The sequence below is a fragment of the Halobacillus salinarum genome (assembly GCF_022919095.1).
Lineage (GTDB): Bacteria > Bacillota > Bacilli > Bacillales > Halobacillaceae > Halobacillus_B > Halobacillus_B salinarum.
Genome location: NZ_CP095073.1, coordinates 2495546 through 2507972, shown reverse-complemented (window position 1 = coordinate 2507972; position 12427 = coordinate 2495546). Strand labels below are relative to the sequence as shown.

At 39.4% G+C, this 12427-nt stretch carries 13 protein-coding genes; 8 read left to right on the top strand and 5 right to left on the bottom strand.

Translation table 11 applies throughout. The features are described 5' to 3' along the window. Window positions 1–17: 17 nt before the first annotated feature. Window positions 18–548, bottom strand: a complete 531-nt coding sequence (locus MUN89_RS12910; protein WP_244708221.1) for a GNAT family N-acetyltransferase — start codon at window positions 546–548, stop codon at window positions 18–20. 276 nt (window positions 549–824) lie between these two features. Then, on the bottom strand, window positions 825–1487 hold the full coding sequence (locus MUN89_RS12905) for a reverse transcriptase-like protein (protein WP_244708220.1): 663 nt from the start codon (window positions 1485–1487) through the stop codon (window positions 825–827). 521 nt (window positions 1488–2008) lie between these two features. Between MUN89_RS12905 and MUN89_RS12900 the strand changes: the two genes are divergently transcribed. The 8 genes from MUN89_RS12900 to MUN89_RS12865 all read left to right on the top strand — a co-directional run bounded on the left by MUN89_RS12900 (window position 2009) and on the right by MUN89_RS12865 (window position 9907). Next, complete coding sequence (locus MUN89_RS12900; protein ID WP_244708219.1) at window positions 2009–3166, top strand: DUF2515 family protein; 1158 nt, start codon at window positions 2009–2011, stop codon at window positions 3164–3166. A gap of 4 nt (window positions 3167–3170) precedes the next feature. Further along, on the top strand, window positions 3171–3557 hold the full coding sequence (locus MUN89_RS12895; protein WP_244708218.1) for a CBO0543 family protein: 387 nt from the start codon (window positions 3171–3173) through the stop codon (window positions 3555–3557). Between the two features lie 224 nt (window positions 3558–3781). Then, window positions 3782–4867 (top strand): dual-specificity RNA methyltransferase RlmN, encoded by a 1086-nt coding sequence (gene rlmN, locus MUN89_RS12890; protein WP_244708217.1) that lies wholly within the window; start codon window positions 3782–3784, stop codon window positions 4865–4867. Between the two features lie 207 nt (window positions 4868–5074). Then, complete coding sequence (locus MUN89_RS12885; RefSeq protein WP_244708216.1) at window positions 5075–5677, top strand: sulfotransferase family protein; 603 nt, start codon at window positions 5075–5077, stop codon at window positions 5675–5677. Between the two features lie 589 nt (window positions 5678–6266). Then, complete coding sequence (gene gndA / locus MUN89_RS12880) at window positions 6267–7688, top strand: NADP-dependent phosphogluconate dehydrogenase (protein WP_244708215.1); 1422 nt, start codon at window positions 6267–6269, stop codon at window positions 7686–7688. Window positions 7689–7700: 12 nt separating this feature from the next. Further along, window positions 7701–8675 carry a C-terminal binding protein gene (locus tag MUN89_RS12875; protein ID WP_244708214.1) on the top strand — a complete coding sequence of 325 codons (975 nt, stop codon included), beginning with the start codon at window positions 7701–7703 and terminating at the stop codon, window positions 8673–8675. 33 nt (window positions 8676–8708) lie between these two features. Beyond that, window positions 8709–9401: a ribose-5-phosphate isomerase RpiA gene (gene rpiA / locus MUN89_RS12870; protein ID WP_256463986.1), complete on the top strand. Its 693-nt coding sequence runs from the start codon at window positions 8709–8711 to the stop codon at window positions 9399–9401. 269 nt (window positions 9402–9670) lie between these two features. Further along, on the top strand, window positions 9671–9907 hold the full coding sequence (locus MUN89_RS12865) for a hypothetical protein (RefSeq protein WP_244708213.1): 237 nt from the start codon (window positions 9671–9673) through the stop codon (window positions 9905–9907). A gap of 45 nt (window positions 9908–9952) precedes the next feature. On the opposite strand, the gene MUN89_RS12860 is transcribed toward MUN89_RS12865, so the two are convergent. From MUN89_RS12860 to MUN89_RS12850, 3 genes are read right to left on the bottom strand one after another with little or no spacing between them, the layout of a single operon-like run. Beyond that, entirely contained in the window at window positions 9953–10180 is a 228-nt protein-coding gene (locus tag MUN89_RS12860) for a hypothetical protein (RefSeq protein WP_244708212.1), read from the bottom strand. Next, entirely contained in the window at window positions 10177–11175 is a 999-nt protein-coding gene (locus tag MUN89_RS12855) for an MFS transporter (protein ID WP_244708211.1), read from the bottom strand. Before MUN89_RS12855 ends, MUN89_RS12860 begins: the two co-directional genes overlap by 4 nt. A 10-nt stretch (window positions 11176–11185) precedes the next feature. After that, window positions 11186–12232: an ArsR family transcriptional regulator gene (locus MUN89_RS12850; RefSeq protein ID WP_244708210.1), complete on the bottom strand. Its 1047-nt coding sequence runs from the start codon at window positions 12230–12232 to the stop codon at window positions 11186–11188. Window positions 12233–12427 lie beyond the last annotated feature (195 nt).

Below are 12427 nucleotides of genomic sequence, written 5' to 3'. Positions count from 1 at the left end.
ACTATATCTCCTTTTTTTTAAGACAATTTCAGCCCTAAAATCATTTGTAAATCGTCTTTAGAAATGAGAGGTGCGTTGTATTGAAGCGTCTCCCACCCTCGTTTTCTATACAAGTGGAAGGCTGGCTGATTTGTAACAGAAACCGTAAGTACAGCGGTATGATGAGGAAGCCCCTCGAGTAAATGATTCTGCAGCTTCGTACCGATCCCTTCTCGTGTATGGCCAGGGTGGACGGCCAGCTCTACAAATTCAAAACAATCATTCAGCCAGAGGTGCTTGATTTCCAGTAAATGTTCGATTAACTTTTCTCTGTAAAATTGCCCCGGTTTACTTGTGTATCCGTAAGCAAATCCAATGATGTCCTCGTTTTCGTTGACAGCTTTTACTCCTTTAAACCCCTCGTAAATACTATGTTTATGTAAGTTTTCTAAAGAAATTTGAAAGTCTTTATTCGTAAAGTCATCTCCTATAAACACATGGCAGTATAGTTCTGCACAAGCTTGAACATCTTTTGTACCACTCATACTGTTGTAAGAAATGTTTTTCATCGTTTGACTCCTTAACTTCTAATCTCTATTAATTAGTGCGTTCCTAACTCTTAGATCTTCGAGAATTAATAAAAAAGATCCAGCTGTCAGAATCAGGAAAAGTGCACAAGCTTATTGGTTTACTTAACGTCTCGTCTGTTGCATCGAGCCACAACTTCGCAATCCAGAGAACTTTGTGTTTATAAAAATGAAGGTAAGAATTCAGCAGGCAAGAGCATGAAAAATAAAAGTATACTTTTTGATGTACGGACAGGCTTTTTAAGCAGACTGTCCTATTTATTGCTCTGTAAGTTCAACTGTACTCGTAATCTCGATTCCATTTAATGCTTGAGTCGCTAATTTGTCAGCTTCACGATTCTTTTTTCTAGAGACTACTTCTAATTCTGGTGTAATTCCCAGCCTTTCTAAATGTTCATCAATTCGATCAGCCCAGCGAGCCAATTCCTCCTCAAGTACCGGCCACGTGTCATTTAATTGGTTGATAACGACTTGGGAATCACCAATAAATGTGACAGGGAGATGGTGGACCCCTAAGAGCTCCAATTCTTGTATACTAAGATGAATTGCGGCATATTCAGCTTCGTTATTAGAGGATAATTCTTCGACAAGTGCGTTTCTTCTTAGTCGAAAAAATTTGCCATTTTGCTCATAGTATATCGCACACCCTAAGCCTGAAGAATGCGTTTTGATATCAAACCCTCCATCGAAATAAACCGTGACGTTATGGGGCTCCGTCTGGATACCTTGAAGATACTTCCGCAGTTCTTTTATGCTTAAAGCCGTATCATGGCTATCGATAAAAGAGATAGCACCCACTCTTCCTGACTTTTCCAGATCCTCTGCTATCAAAAGTGCTTTACTGGCGTTCATGTTTTCTGAACTGAAACTGGTTTCTGTTCCTTTTAGTGTACGGTAAATCCACTCAATTCTTACTTTCATACTCTTCCCCCTTCCTTATAATACGCTTAGTATCAGTCAGTTCAACAATCATATCCCAAGTTGTGCCCTTTCTGCGCCATGGTATAAAATGAATACTCTTGTATAATACCCGATCACTGGGTTACGGCCGTCCACATTTAACGACACAAGAAAGACAAGAAAGCATTAATTCCGTAACAGCCGTTAAGGCATACATGTGCCTGAACCTCTTCCTATGTATTCAGGTAAGACAGCCAAATAACCTGTCCCACCAAAAAGGAAGGTCCTCCTTGCTCCCTGCCTGATTCTGTATGGAGTCTATAATGATGATTCTCCTATAATCTCATGTCTCTTCATGATTCGCAGCTCCTTATCCTTTCTTTAATCCCATTCTGTACATTTATTCGAAATCCTTTTTCACCAATAAAATCAGCTAATAAATAAGATCGAGTGTAATTACAATCATTTGCTTCCTCTTTTCTTAATAAGATGGAATAGACAAACCTTTATCATTTGTCTTGGTATAAAGGGGGAGCGTTTCCTTGCTAAACTTAGAAAAATTATGGTCTCTTCATCATCCTGTTCTTCCCAAGCATTTAAAAAGGTTGAAAAAAGATTTAAAGGATCAGCTAAACAGCACATTGCCCGGAAACCAGTTATCTCTTACTGACTATGAACAATCAATAATTAACAGCATCAAAGCGAAGACCGAGCAGTTCAATGTAAATAATCTCACCCGTACGCAGGCTTATTTAAGCTTTTACTTGAACCACACAGAAATCCATTGGGCATTTCTCGGACATATGGTCTCAAGAAACGGCGGTTGGAACATGACAGACTTAAAAGGAGAATTTCTTCCGGAAATTTTGTCTGCAGAAGAAAGGACTCATTACTTTCTGTTTCTCGAACGAGGGAATTGGCTGATCTTTCAAGATGCTTATCCTCAATTCTTAATATATGAAGAAAGTAAAAAACAGCAGCGTCCATTATTTTATTTACTTCCTTTTTTCGGTGTCTCTATCTTTATGGAAACCGTTTGGAAGTATTTTTGGAACAGTTTCGATAACTACTCACTCGCCATAGCTCAAGTGGTCAATGAACAAAATTACTTAGAAGGCCGTTTAATCCAAAACCACCATTATCAACAAACAGTGCTTGATACTCTTGAATTTCAAGTACAGGATTTATTTAAATTCAATCAAATATTATTTCCTTTACCAGATCAATCAGGGAAACAAGTGAAACTTATTGGTCAGACGCTCCAGCATTTTGCTTCATTGCGCGAGAGGGTTATGTTAGGTAAACGACTGTATGAACTCTTATTTGCTTCTGAATCCAGACTGCAAAGGATAACAAAATGGGCGGAGAGCACCCCCCATTCGGGTTCAAGGAAAGATTACTGGAATCAACTCTTTCATGATATAAGAGAAAATTTACCTGGAAATAACTTGAAACGCAAAATAAAAAACTGCCAATTAATCAACAATTCTGCAAAGCTTTACAGCCCTCCTTTAAATTATGCTTGGGAAAACATATTTCATACAAAGGCTGATGGCAAGGATTGGTTTGAAGATCCTGCAATTGTTCATTATCTCATTAGAGAAAGCTATGAAGTGAAAGGAGCTGTGCAGCATCTTTATTGTGAAAATCTTGAAAAGATTGAAATGGCTGCGATGGCAAAGAAAATTTTATTTTCCTGAAAACATGCCTGTGCTGGTTCAGCAAATGCTTCTAGCGGCCATCATCGCCACTACCCTTGATCTTATTTTAATTTCAAAGGGCTTATATTCTTTTCCTGTTCGTCCATTTCCTGAAGTCTTTGATATTCATATTGGTTTTACACTGGTGCTTCTCCCTCTTTCCACTGTTTTTCTGCTGTTTGTTTTTAAGTATTCCACTCGGCTTGAGAGAATGATTATGTTAGCGATCTGCGGACTAGCTGCCATGCTGCTGGAAATAGGGTCTGAAAAAGTTGGGTGGTTTAAACATAATGAATTATGGAGACACTGGTATTCTTTTATCGGTTATATCATCTATCTTCAGATAATGTGGACATTCTTTCGTATTCGATATAAATACAAAAAGAATTAAATAAATATCTTTTCATTTTTCGACAATTTGTTAATATTAGTTGTGTGTATTTTTATTTTATGTTCGGAGTTACTACTAAGTATTAATCAATAGTAATAAAAGGTTAATCCTTTGTCATCACTACTGAGATTTTATTGAAAATTTCGTAAATCTCTTTCTTGTTGTTTAATCCTTTTTCATCCTTTATGATAAAAATAGTGAATTTTTTTAAGAGGAGCGTATTTATGAAACAATCCATTTACGGATTAACGCTTGACCAGCTGACGAACTGGCTCGTTGAACGAGGAGAGAAAAAGTTTCGTGCTAAGCAAGTATGGGACTGGCTCTATAACAAACGAGTTGCTGATTTTACTCAAATGAAGAACGTAAATAAAAGCTGTCTGGATTTACTGACTCAATCGTTTACTATTGAAACGCTGCAGGAAGAGATTAAACAGGAATCAAAAGATGGAACGATTAAGTTCTTGTTTAAATTGGAAGATGGCAATGTCATTGAAACTGTATTAATGCGGTTCAATTATGGGTTGTCGGTTTGTGTGACTACACAGGTAGGCTGTAATATTGGCTGTTCTTTCTGTGCGAGCGGAATCCTGCGAAAGAATCGTGATCTTACGAGCGGTGAAATTGTTGAACAGATTATGAATGTTCAAAAGCACCTGGATCAACAAGGCAAAGAAGAACGTGTCAGCCACATTGTTGTAATGGGGATTGGAGAGCCTTTTGATAATTACGATCACTTAATTGACTTCTTAAGAGTTGTTAATGATCAGAAAGGACTTTCTATCGGAGCCCGCCATATCACAGTTTCTACAAGCGGGATTGCACCAAAAATGTACGAATTCGCAGATGAAGGAATCCAAATTAATTTAGCCCTTTCTATTCATGCCCCAAACAATGAGCTGCGATCTAAAATCATGAAGATTAATCGCGCCTATCCATTAGAGGAATTAATGAAGGCAATCGATTATTATTTGGAAAAAACAAATCGTAGAATAACCTTTGAATATATTCTTTTAAAAGATGTCAACGATCATAAAGAAGAAGCGGAACAGCTTGCGGATTTATTGAAAGATAAGAAACATCTCTCTTATGTAAATTTGATTCCCTATAATCCAGTAGCTGACCATCCTTATGAACGAAGTGAAAAGGAATCCATTCTTACCTTCTACCAAACCTTAATGGATCGTGGAATTAAATGTGGTGTCCGTACAGAACACGGAACAGACATAGATGCTGCCTGCGGACAGTTGAGAAGTAAACAAATTGAGAAAGAAAAAGCGCGCAAAAAAAAGAAGCTGCAGGCCAATTAATGGCTTGAATAGTCAAACTTCAGCCTCCAGAGGAAGACTCTACTTCCTCTGGAGGCTTCTTTCATCTTCCTCCCCTGTTTTTCTCTCTAACCTCAATGATTGAACAGCCTGTTAAGCGGACCTTAGGTTCCCTTAACCGTTTCTCGCAAAAATCAGGCATGATATAATCAATCTAGACCGAAATTGCCAAATTAAGGAGGACTTTTCGTGGATCTGAAAATTGTTGGTGCTGGCCTCCCGAGAACGGGAACAAGTTCGTTAAAGAAGACACTTGAAGAATTGTTAGGTGCCCCTTGCTGTCATATGAGTGCTCTTCCCGGTCACCCATTTAACCTTGCGAATGGCTGGAAGGAAGCGTTAAAAACTGGTTCCACAAATTGGGATAAGCTTCTGGAAGAGTACATAGCTGCTGTAGACTGGCCGGTTTCCTTGTTTTGGAAGCAGTTAAGTGAGCATTATCCTGATGCTGTTGTTCTTTTATCAGTACGTGAAAATGTTGAAGATTGGTGGGAAAGCGTAGATTCTACAATCCTTAAGCATGCTCGCAAAGCCATGTCTCCAGACTGGCAGGAAGGCCGGGATTTAGTTGCCATGCTTGAGCAATTTACAGGTACAAAAGACTGGGATCACCCAGAAGTAATGAAAAACGCCTATTTGAAGCATAATCAGGAAGTAAGAAATGCAATACCTTCTGACCGGCTCGTAGAATGGAAAGCCGCTGATGGCTGGGAACCAATTTGTCATGCATTAAATCTTCCTGTTCCTGACAAACCGTTTCCTTGGTTGAATAAACGGAATGAATGGTCTTAGACGATTGTTCTCCCATTCTGTAAGCCGTACACAAGCAGTTGAATGATCCACTCGTTATGAAGCCATTCTTTAATTCAGCCTAAACCCTTCAGTTTATCTATCAGGATTTCCTGTCACGAATTACAAGCTTAGCTTGCTTGTGAAATCCTTTCTGGAGGATTTTGGGCAGCTTGATTTTTCAAGCCTCATGGTCGATGATTCTTTTTTTATACGAATCGTTTCCCTTTTACAATCCTGCCAGCGTAGAAATTTATCCCCTCTCACTCCACTGATGACAGCAACTCCTGCCCTCATGAAATACGCTCTGAACCCTATATTCATAATGGATCCAATTTCCTGAATGTTCCTTCAAATCAAGAGAAGTTAAGTAAGGTTGCTTTCGTACTCGCTTTTTTTATATTTGCTTTCTTTATACCTGTTTTTACCAATTTAATATTTTTCCTGGTCCTTTCCACCCATTTCAAACCTCTTTATTTCAAGGTTGCGAAAAATTTTTTCTGTTTTTATTTATTTACATGAAAATTTATTTATGTATAATACAAGGTACAGTGAAAAGATTTTCAAATTTTTATAAAAAGGAGACTAATGCATGCCAAAAGAAAATAATGTAGGTGTTGTCGGTTTAACCGTAATGGGAAAGAATCTAGCGCTTAATATCGAGAAAAGAGGTTATTTTGTATCCGTTTTCAATCGTACATATCAACGGACGAAGGACTTTTTAGAAAATGAAGGTCAAGGGAAAAACTTTCAAGGAAATGAACAGATTGAGTCCTTTGTGGCTTCTCTTGCAAAGCCTCGCGTTATTCTATTGATGGTAAAAGCCGGCCAGCCTACGGATGCCACCATTGATGCCCTCCTCCCCCATCTAGAGCAAGGGGATATTCTCATCGATGGAGGAAATACATTTTATAAAGATACAATTGAGCGAAATGAAAAAATGAACGCACTCGGAGTTCATTTTATAGGTACGGGTATTTCCGGCGGCGAGGAAGGCGCATTGAACGGCCCTTCTATTATGGCGGGAGGCTCAGCAGAAGCTTATCGTCATGTCGAACCTCTCTTAACTGCGATCTCCGCCAAAGTAGATGACGAACCGTGTGCTGCCCATACAGGTCCCGATGGTTCCGGTCATTATGTCAAGATGGTCCATAACGGAATTGAATACAGTGATATGCAGCTGATTTCAGAAATTTATTTTATTATGAAGAATATTCTCAAGCTTTCAGGATCGGAACTCCATGATGTGTTTGCGGAATGGAACAAGGGAGAGCTTGACAGTTATTTAATTGAAATTACGGCCGACATCTTCACAAAAGAAGATAAGGAAGTGCCAGGTACATTGCTCGTAGACAATATACTGGACACAGCTGCTCAAAAAGGAACGGGAAAATGGTCCAGCCAAAGTGCGCTTGATTTAGGGGTTCCACAGACAATGATTACTGAATCTGTGTATGCCCGTTTCATTTCTGCCTTAAAAAATCAGCGTATAAAAGCGAGCAAAGTGCTTAATGGTCCTGAACAGCCTGAGAACGCTTTTGACCGTGAAGAACTACTTGAATCACTGCGCCAAGCTTTATATTTTAGTAAAATATGTTCCTATGCCCAAGGTTTTGCACAAATGAGCGCAGCTTCTGAAGAATATAACTGGAATTTGGATTATGGAAATATTGCGATGATTTTTCGCGGCGGATGTATTATTCGTGCCCAGTTCCTGCAAAAAATAAAAGAAGCCTATGACACGGATAACAACTTAGACAACCTTTTACTCGATCCTTACTTTAATAAAATTGCCAATGAATATCACCCAGCTCTTAGAAAGGTCGTTTCCTTAGCCATAAGTCACGGAATCGCTGTGCCCACCCTTTCAAGTGCACTAGCTTATTATGACAGCTATCGTTCTGAAAGACTTCCGGCCAACTTATTGCAGGCTCAGCGGGATTATTTCGGAGCTCATACGTATCAGCGTCTAGATAAGGAAGGAAGCTTTCATACAGAATGGCAGGAAAAATAAAGGAGTGATCATGTGGCAACATTCAAAGTTCTGGTAACAGATTATACTTACCCCACACTGGAACCTGAAAGGAAAGTGCTGGAAACAGCAGATGCTGAACTTGTCACTGCTCAGTGCAGAACGGAAGATGACGTGATTGAAGCAGCAAAAGGTGTGGATGCGATCATTAATCAATATGCTCCACTGTCCAGAAACGTCATCGAAAGCCTTGACCATTGCAAAGTCATATCCAGATACGGAGTCGGATTTGATACCGTGGATGTACAGACTGCTACTGAAAAAGGCATTATGGTTTGTAATGTGACCGATTATTGTTTAGATGAAGTTTCAAACCATGCCTTTGCGCTGCTCATGGCATGTGCAAGAAAAGTTGTCCTTTTAAACCAATCTGTTAAAAGCGGCGCGTGGGATCCTCAGATAGCGAAGCCCATTACACGGTTATCCAATCAAACTTTAGGGTTAGTCGGATTTGGAAACATTCCCCAGTCCCTTGCCGTTAAAGCAAAGGTTTTCGGTTTGAAAGTGGCTGCGTACGATCCTTTTGTTTCTTCAGAAATTGCTGAGTCGCAGGGGGTCGAACTGATGGAGTTAAATCAATTATGCCGTTCATCTGATTATCTTTCTGTTCATCCGCCGTTAAACGAACATACAAAAGGAATGATCAGCACGGATCAATTCCAAAACATGAAAGAAAATGCCTTTATTATCAACACTTCAAGAGGGCCGGTCATTGACGAGGCTGCCTTAATCACGGCACTTAAGAATAAAGAAATTGCGGGTGCAGCTCTTGATGTACTGGAGACGGAGCCTGTAGAAAAGCACAACCCTCTGCTGGAAATGCCGAATGTCATTGTAAATCCTCACACCGCTTACTATTCAGAGGAATCGGAACTTGAACTTAAACAAAAGACCGCTCAGAACGCAGCAGATGTACTAAGAGGTCAATTGCCAAGATACATTGTAAACAAAGAAGTAATAGCTACCTGATATCGCTTTTATGCAGGAAAGTGAGGAGATAATGTGACAGAGCAAGATCCATTAGAGTCTGGTAAACAATCGGCGGCAGAAGAAGCGCTCTCTTATATTGAGGACGGAATGACGATTGGTTTAGGCTCTGGCTCGACCGTTTACTGGCTATTAGAAAATCTAGGGAAAAGAGTAAGCAAAGGACTGAAGGTTAAAGGTGTCCCTTCTTCTGTAAAAACAGAAAAGCTCGCGGATAAATTCGGCATTCCGTTAACGAGTTTTCACGACATCCAGGAACTTGATTTAGCCATCGATGGCGCTGATGAAGTGGATGACTACCTAAACCTCATAAAAGGAGGCGGCGGTTCTCTCGTGCGTGAAAAAATTGTGATTGAAGCTTCAAAGCATGTGATTATTATAGGAGATGAATCCAAACTTGTGAAAGGGCTTGGAAATCGGCCGCTCCCAATTGAAGTCATTCGTTTCGGCTGGGAAGTGACCTGCCGGAAAATAACGAGAGTAGGAGCAGAATGTTCTTTAAGATTAGAAGGTTCACATCCTTTCATCTCAGATAATGGCAACTACATTTTAGATTGCGACTTTCCAACGATTACCCACCCTGCTTCCTTACACGAGCAATTAACTAGCCTCGCCGGGGTTGTGGAAACGGGGCTGTTTGTGAACTCAGCTGATCAAGTAATCCTCGGTAAAGAGAACAACATCCGTTTTTTGGAACGAAGCAAATAACAAGAACGGATCTTCTCTTTTTTGTTCTCATTATTCAGGTGCCTTCCTCTATTTAATACCAAGTTCTCATTCTGTTGTTCGGTGCCGGCCTCCTTACCAGCACCGAACTTTTTCATGCAAAAATACCCTGGTCTTATCCGAATTTATTTTCAGTGTTAAAAAATTCCAATCTAATATAATTCATGATAAAATTAACGTGTGTATTCATATGAAAGTTAAAAAATGACGAAGCTTGATCATAAAAATATTTATCAAAAGGAGTACATTCAATGAGAGACAAACTCATATGGATCCCTTTGTCAGTATCTATTGGAACAATGGCACTGCTTTACTTGGTCGGCAATGTTTTCGATTTTTCTTTTCTGAGATTGAACATCGATTTTAATGAACCTTTAGAAAAAGGGTTTATTGTCGATGCAGATATGGCCATTTTTCCATTTGCGATAGGATTAGCGGCAGGTTTTATTACGGAACGTCGTTTAAAAGCGCAGAATGCTGAAGGCTAACAACCTATTGTTATGTATAGCAGCAGAAGTACCTCCTCCACTCTTCTATTTCATATGAAGTGACGGATGGAGATAAAAGAATGAGGCTCCTGCAGCAATAATTCCTCCAATACCAATGGCAGTTGAAGTAGTGAACTGATCTGCTAACAGTCCTGCAGTTAAAGAAGCTGCAGGCATGAGCAGCCATGTCATAAATCGGCTTGTCGCCTGTACTCTTCCAAGCAAATGTGACGGACTTAATTGATGCCTAAGCGTGATGATGCAAGGGCTCATGATTGATGCCGCAGCTGCCCCACTGCATTCATTACGGCAAGAGTTAATAAATGCTCGGACATTCCAAACAAAACAATGGAAAGCCCTCCAGTGAATCCTGCTGTAAAAAGAATTTTTCTATATGAAAAATGCTTTTTGAGTTTTGAAGTGGATAGTGAGCCGATAATAGAGGCAGCTCCGCCTATGGATAATACCCAGCCTATTTGAATAGCGGTAAGCTCAGCAGCTGCTTTTAAATGTACGACAAGCATGGTTAAAAACAAGGTAGTTCCAAATACCGAAATCAACATCGCAAGGTTGGTAACTAATATCGGTTTCTGCGTTAGGACAAACTGAAATCCTTCTTGGATTCCATCAAGTATGCTGCGTCCTTCCTTCTCCTTCAAACGCACCTGAGACTCCAGCCGTAAACTCAGCACCATCACAAAACCAAAAAGAAATGTGAGGCTGTTCAAGATTAAACCAACACCAGGGTTGAATAAACTAATCAACAGCCCGCCTACACCTGGCCCAATGAACACTGCTGTTTGAAAAATTCCTGAATTTATAGAATTTGCTAATTGTAAATCTTTCTCTTGGACAAGTGCCGGGATCGAAGCAAACTGGCAGGTGTTATAAATCTGGGTCAATACTCCAAATACAAATGCCCCTGTGTAAATTTCCCACAAGGTGAGATTTCCAATGATATGAAGAAACCCCATCACTCCCATTACGATGAATCTTCCAAAATCACAAAACAATAATAACCATTTACGAGATAAGCGGTCTGCCAACTCCCCTGCCAAGGGCTGAAGCAGTACGGCCAGCTTCTCTACTGCGGCAGCGATCCCCATGCTGAGGGGAGAGTTAGTAATAGCTAAAATAATTAACGGAAGAGCTATAAAATAGATTTGATCCCCAAAAAATGAAACTAGATTTCCACCTATAAACCGAAACACTTGAACGTTTCTTTTAAAGTCTGGAGCTTCCTTGTTTTGTCTTACTTGATCTTCCATATAACTGCCCTCACTCTTGTTCTAAAAACTGTTTAAGTTCTTCAGGTAAAGAGGTTATGTTTCTGGCATTTACTACGTACTGGTTTGATTCTATGAATACTAATCGTGCTGATTTTAGAAGTTTTAAATGATGGTGGACGGTAGTTTTTCCCAGCAGTAATTCTTCGGTTAGTTCATGTAAAGTACGTTCTTTTTCAGTGAGCATTTTTAAGATCTTTAATCGGTTTTGATCTCCCAAAGCTTTGTACCGTTGTATGAGCATTTGATTGGGAACATATTTGTTATCAGGAGTAATGCTTTCATTTGCAACTGGATAATAAATAACTTTGGCACCTTCTAAATCAGCTTCCACATTCCAAGGGCGGTAGATATATTGCGGGATCATGATGACCGAATAGACTCCAGGCTCAGGCTTGTAATCCATCCCTCCAGTAGCCCAGTGAACAAAAGCTTCCGGCTGCAGCTTTTCAAGCATTCTTTTTTTCGCGGCTAAATCTCTGGCTAATATCGATTGCAAGCTTTCTTTTTCAGGTGAAATCACTTGTTCATACCACTCACTCATCACTTCAACAATATGCTTCTTTACCTGAACCAAATCAGCATTGAAAATAAAAGAGAAGTATGAAGGCAGGAATGAATTGTTTTTTGTTGATTCCTGCAGCTTTCTCAGTGCCTCTTTTGATCCGTCGAGCATCTCTGAAATCAATCCTTCTTGATCTCGACCCAAATGAGGAATGGCTATCCTTTTAAACTCTTCTGATGGAAGATTTTTCACGTAGGCTTGAAACGCAGACAGGTCGGAAAAGTCTTCTTGATGTAATAATTGGAGTATAGCTTTCCATGTGTTGGTTGATTTTACCTCATCTAATTTTTCTTTCAAAGACTGGGATAAAGAATCTTTTATTTTCTTTCGTTCCTTTTTTTCCAAATCAAGCGTTTCAATAAGCCTCTCATTGGTAAACGCTGCTATTCCAAGGGCAGCCTCCCACAAGAGAGAACTTTTCAGTTCTATATGGTAGGTTTCTCTTTCTTTTGTTTTCATAGAATAAACATCCATTAGATCTCCTCCTTATATTTATTCTATAAAATTAGAATTAATAATTCAATATAAATAGAATTATTAAGGATTCATTAATGAATATTTTCAGGCAATGAAACAAATAAATTTTGAGCAATACTTACTTTATTACAAGATGGATAATTTCTTAAGATTTCATAAAACCCCTTATATAAGAACAAACGTTCTGGTATA

Bases quoted from the DNA above. Each gene is read 5' to 3' on its own strand.
- MUN89_RS12910 (WP_244708221.1), bottom strand. From the start codon at position 548: ATGAAAAACATTTCTTACAACAGTATGAGTGGTACAAAAGATGTTCAA.
- MUN89_RS12905 (WP_244708220.1), bottom strand. From the start codon at position 1,487: ATGAAAGTAAGAATTGAGTGGATTTACCGTACACTAAAAGGAACAGAA.
- MUN89_RS12895 (WP_244708218.1), top strand. From the start codon at position 3,171: ATGCCTGTGCTGGTTCAGCAAATGCTTCTAGCGGCCATCATCGCCACT.
- rlmN (WP_244708217.1), top strand. From the start codon at position 3,782: ATGAAACAATCCATTTACGGATTAACGCTTGACCAGCTGACGAACTGG.
- gndA (WP_244708215.1), top strand. From the start codon at position 6,267: ATGCCAAAAGAAAATAATGTAGGTGTTGTCGGTTTAACCGTAATGGGA.
- MUN89_RS12865 (WP_244708213.1), top strand. From the start codon at position 9,671: ATGAGAGACAAACTCATATGGATCCCTTTGTCAGTATCTATTGGAACA.
- MUN89_RS12860 (WP_244708212.1), bottom strand. From the start codon at position 10,180: ATGAGCCCTTGCATCATCACGCTTAGGCATCAATTAAGTCCGTCACAT.
- MUN89_RS12855 (WP_244708211.1), bottom strand. From the start codon at position 11,175: ATGGAAGATCAAGTAAGACAAAACAAGGAAGCTCCAGACTTTAAAAGA.
- MUN89_RS12850 (WP_244708210.1), bottom strand. From the start codon at position 12,232: ATGGATGTTTATTCTATGAAAACAAAAGAAAGAGAAACCTACCATATA.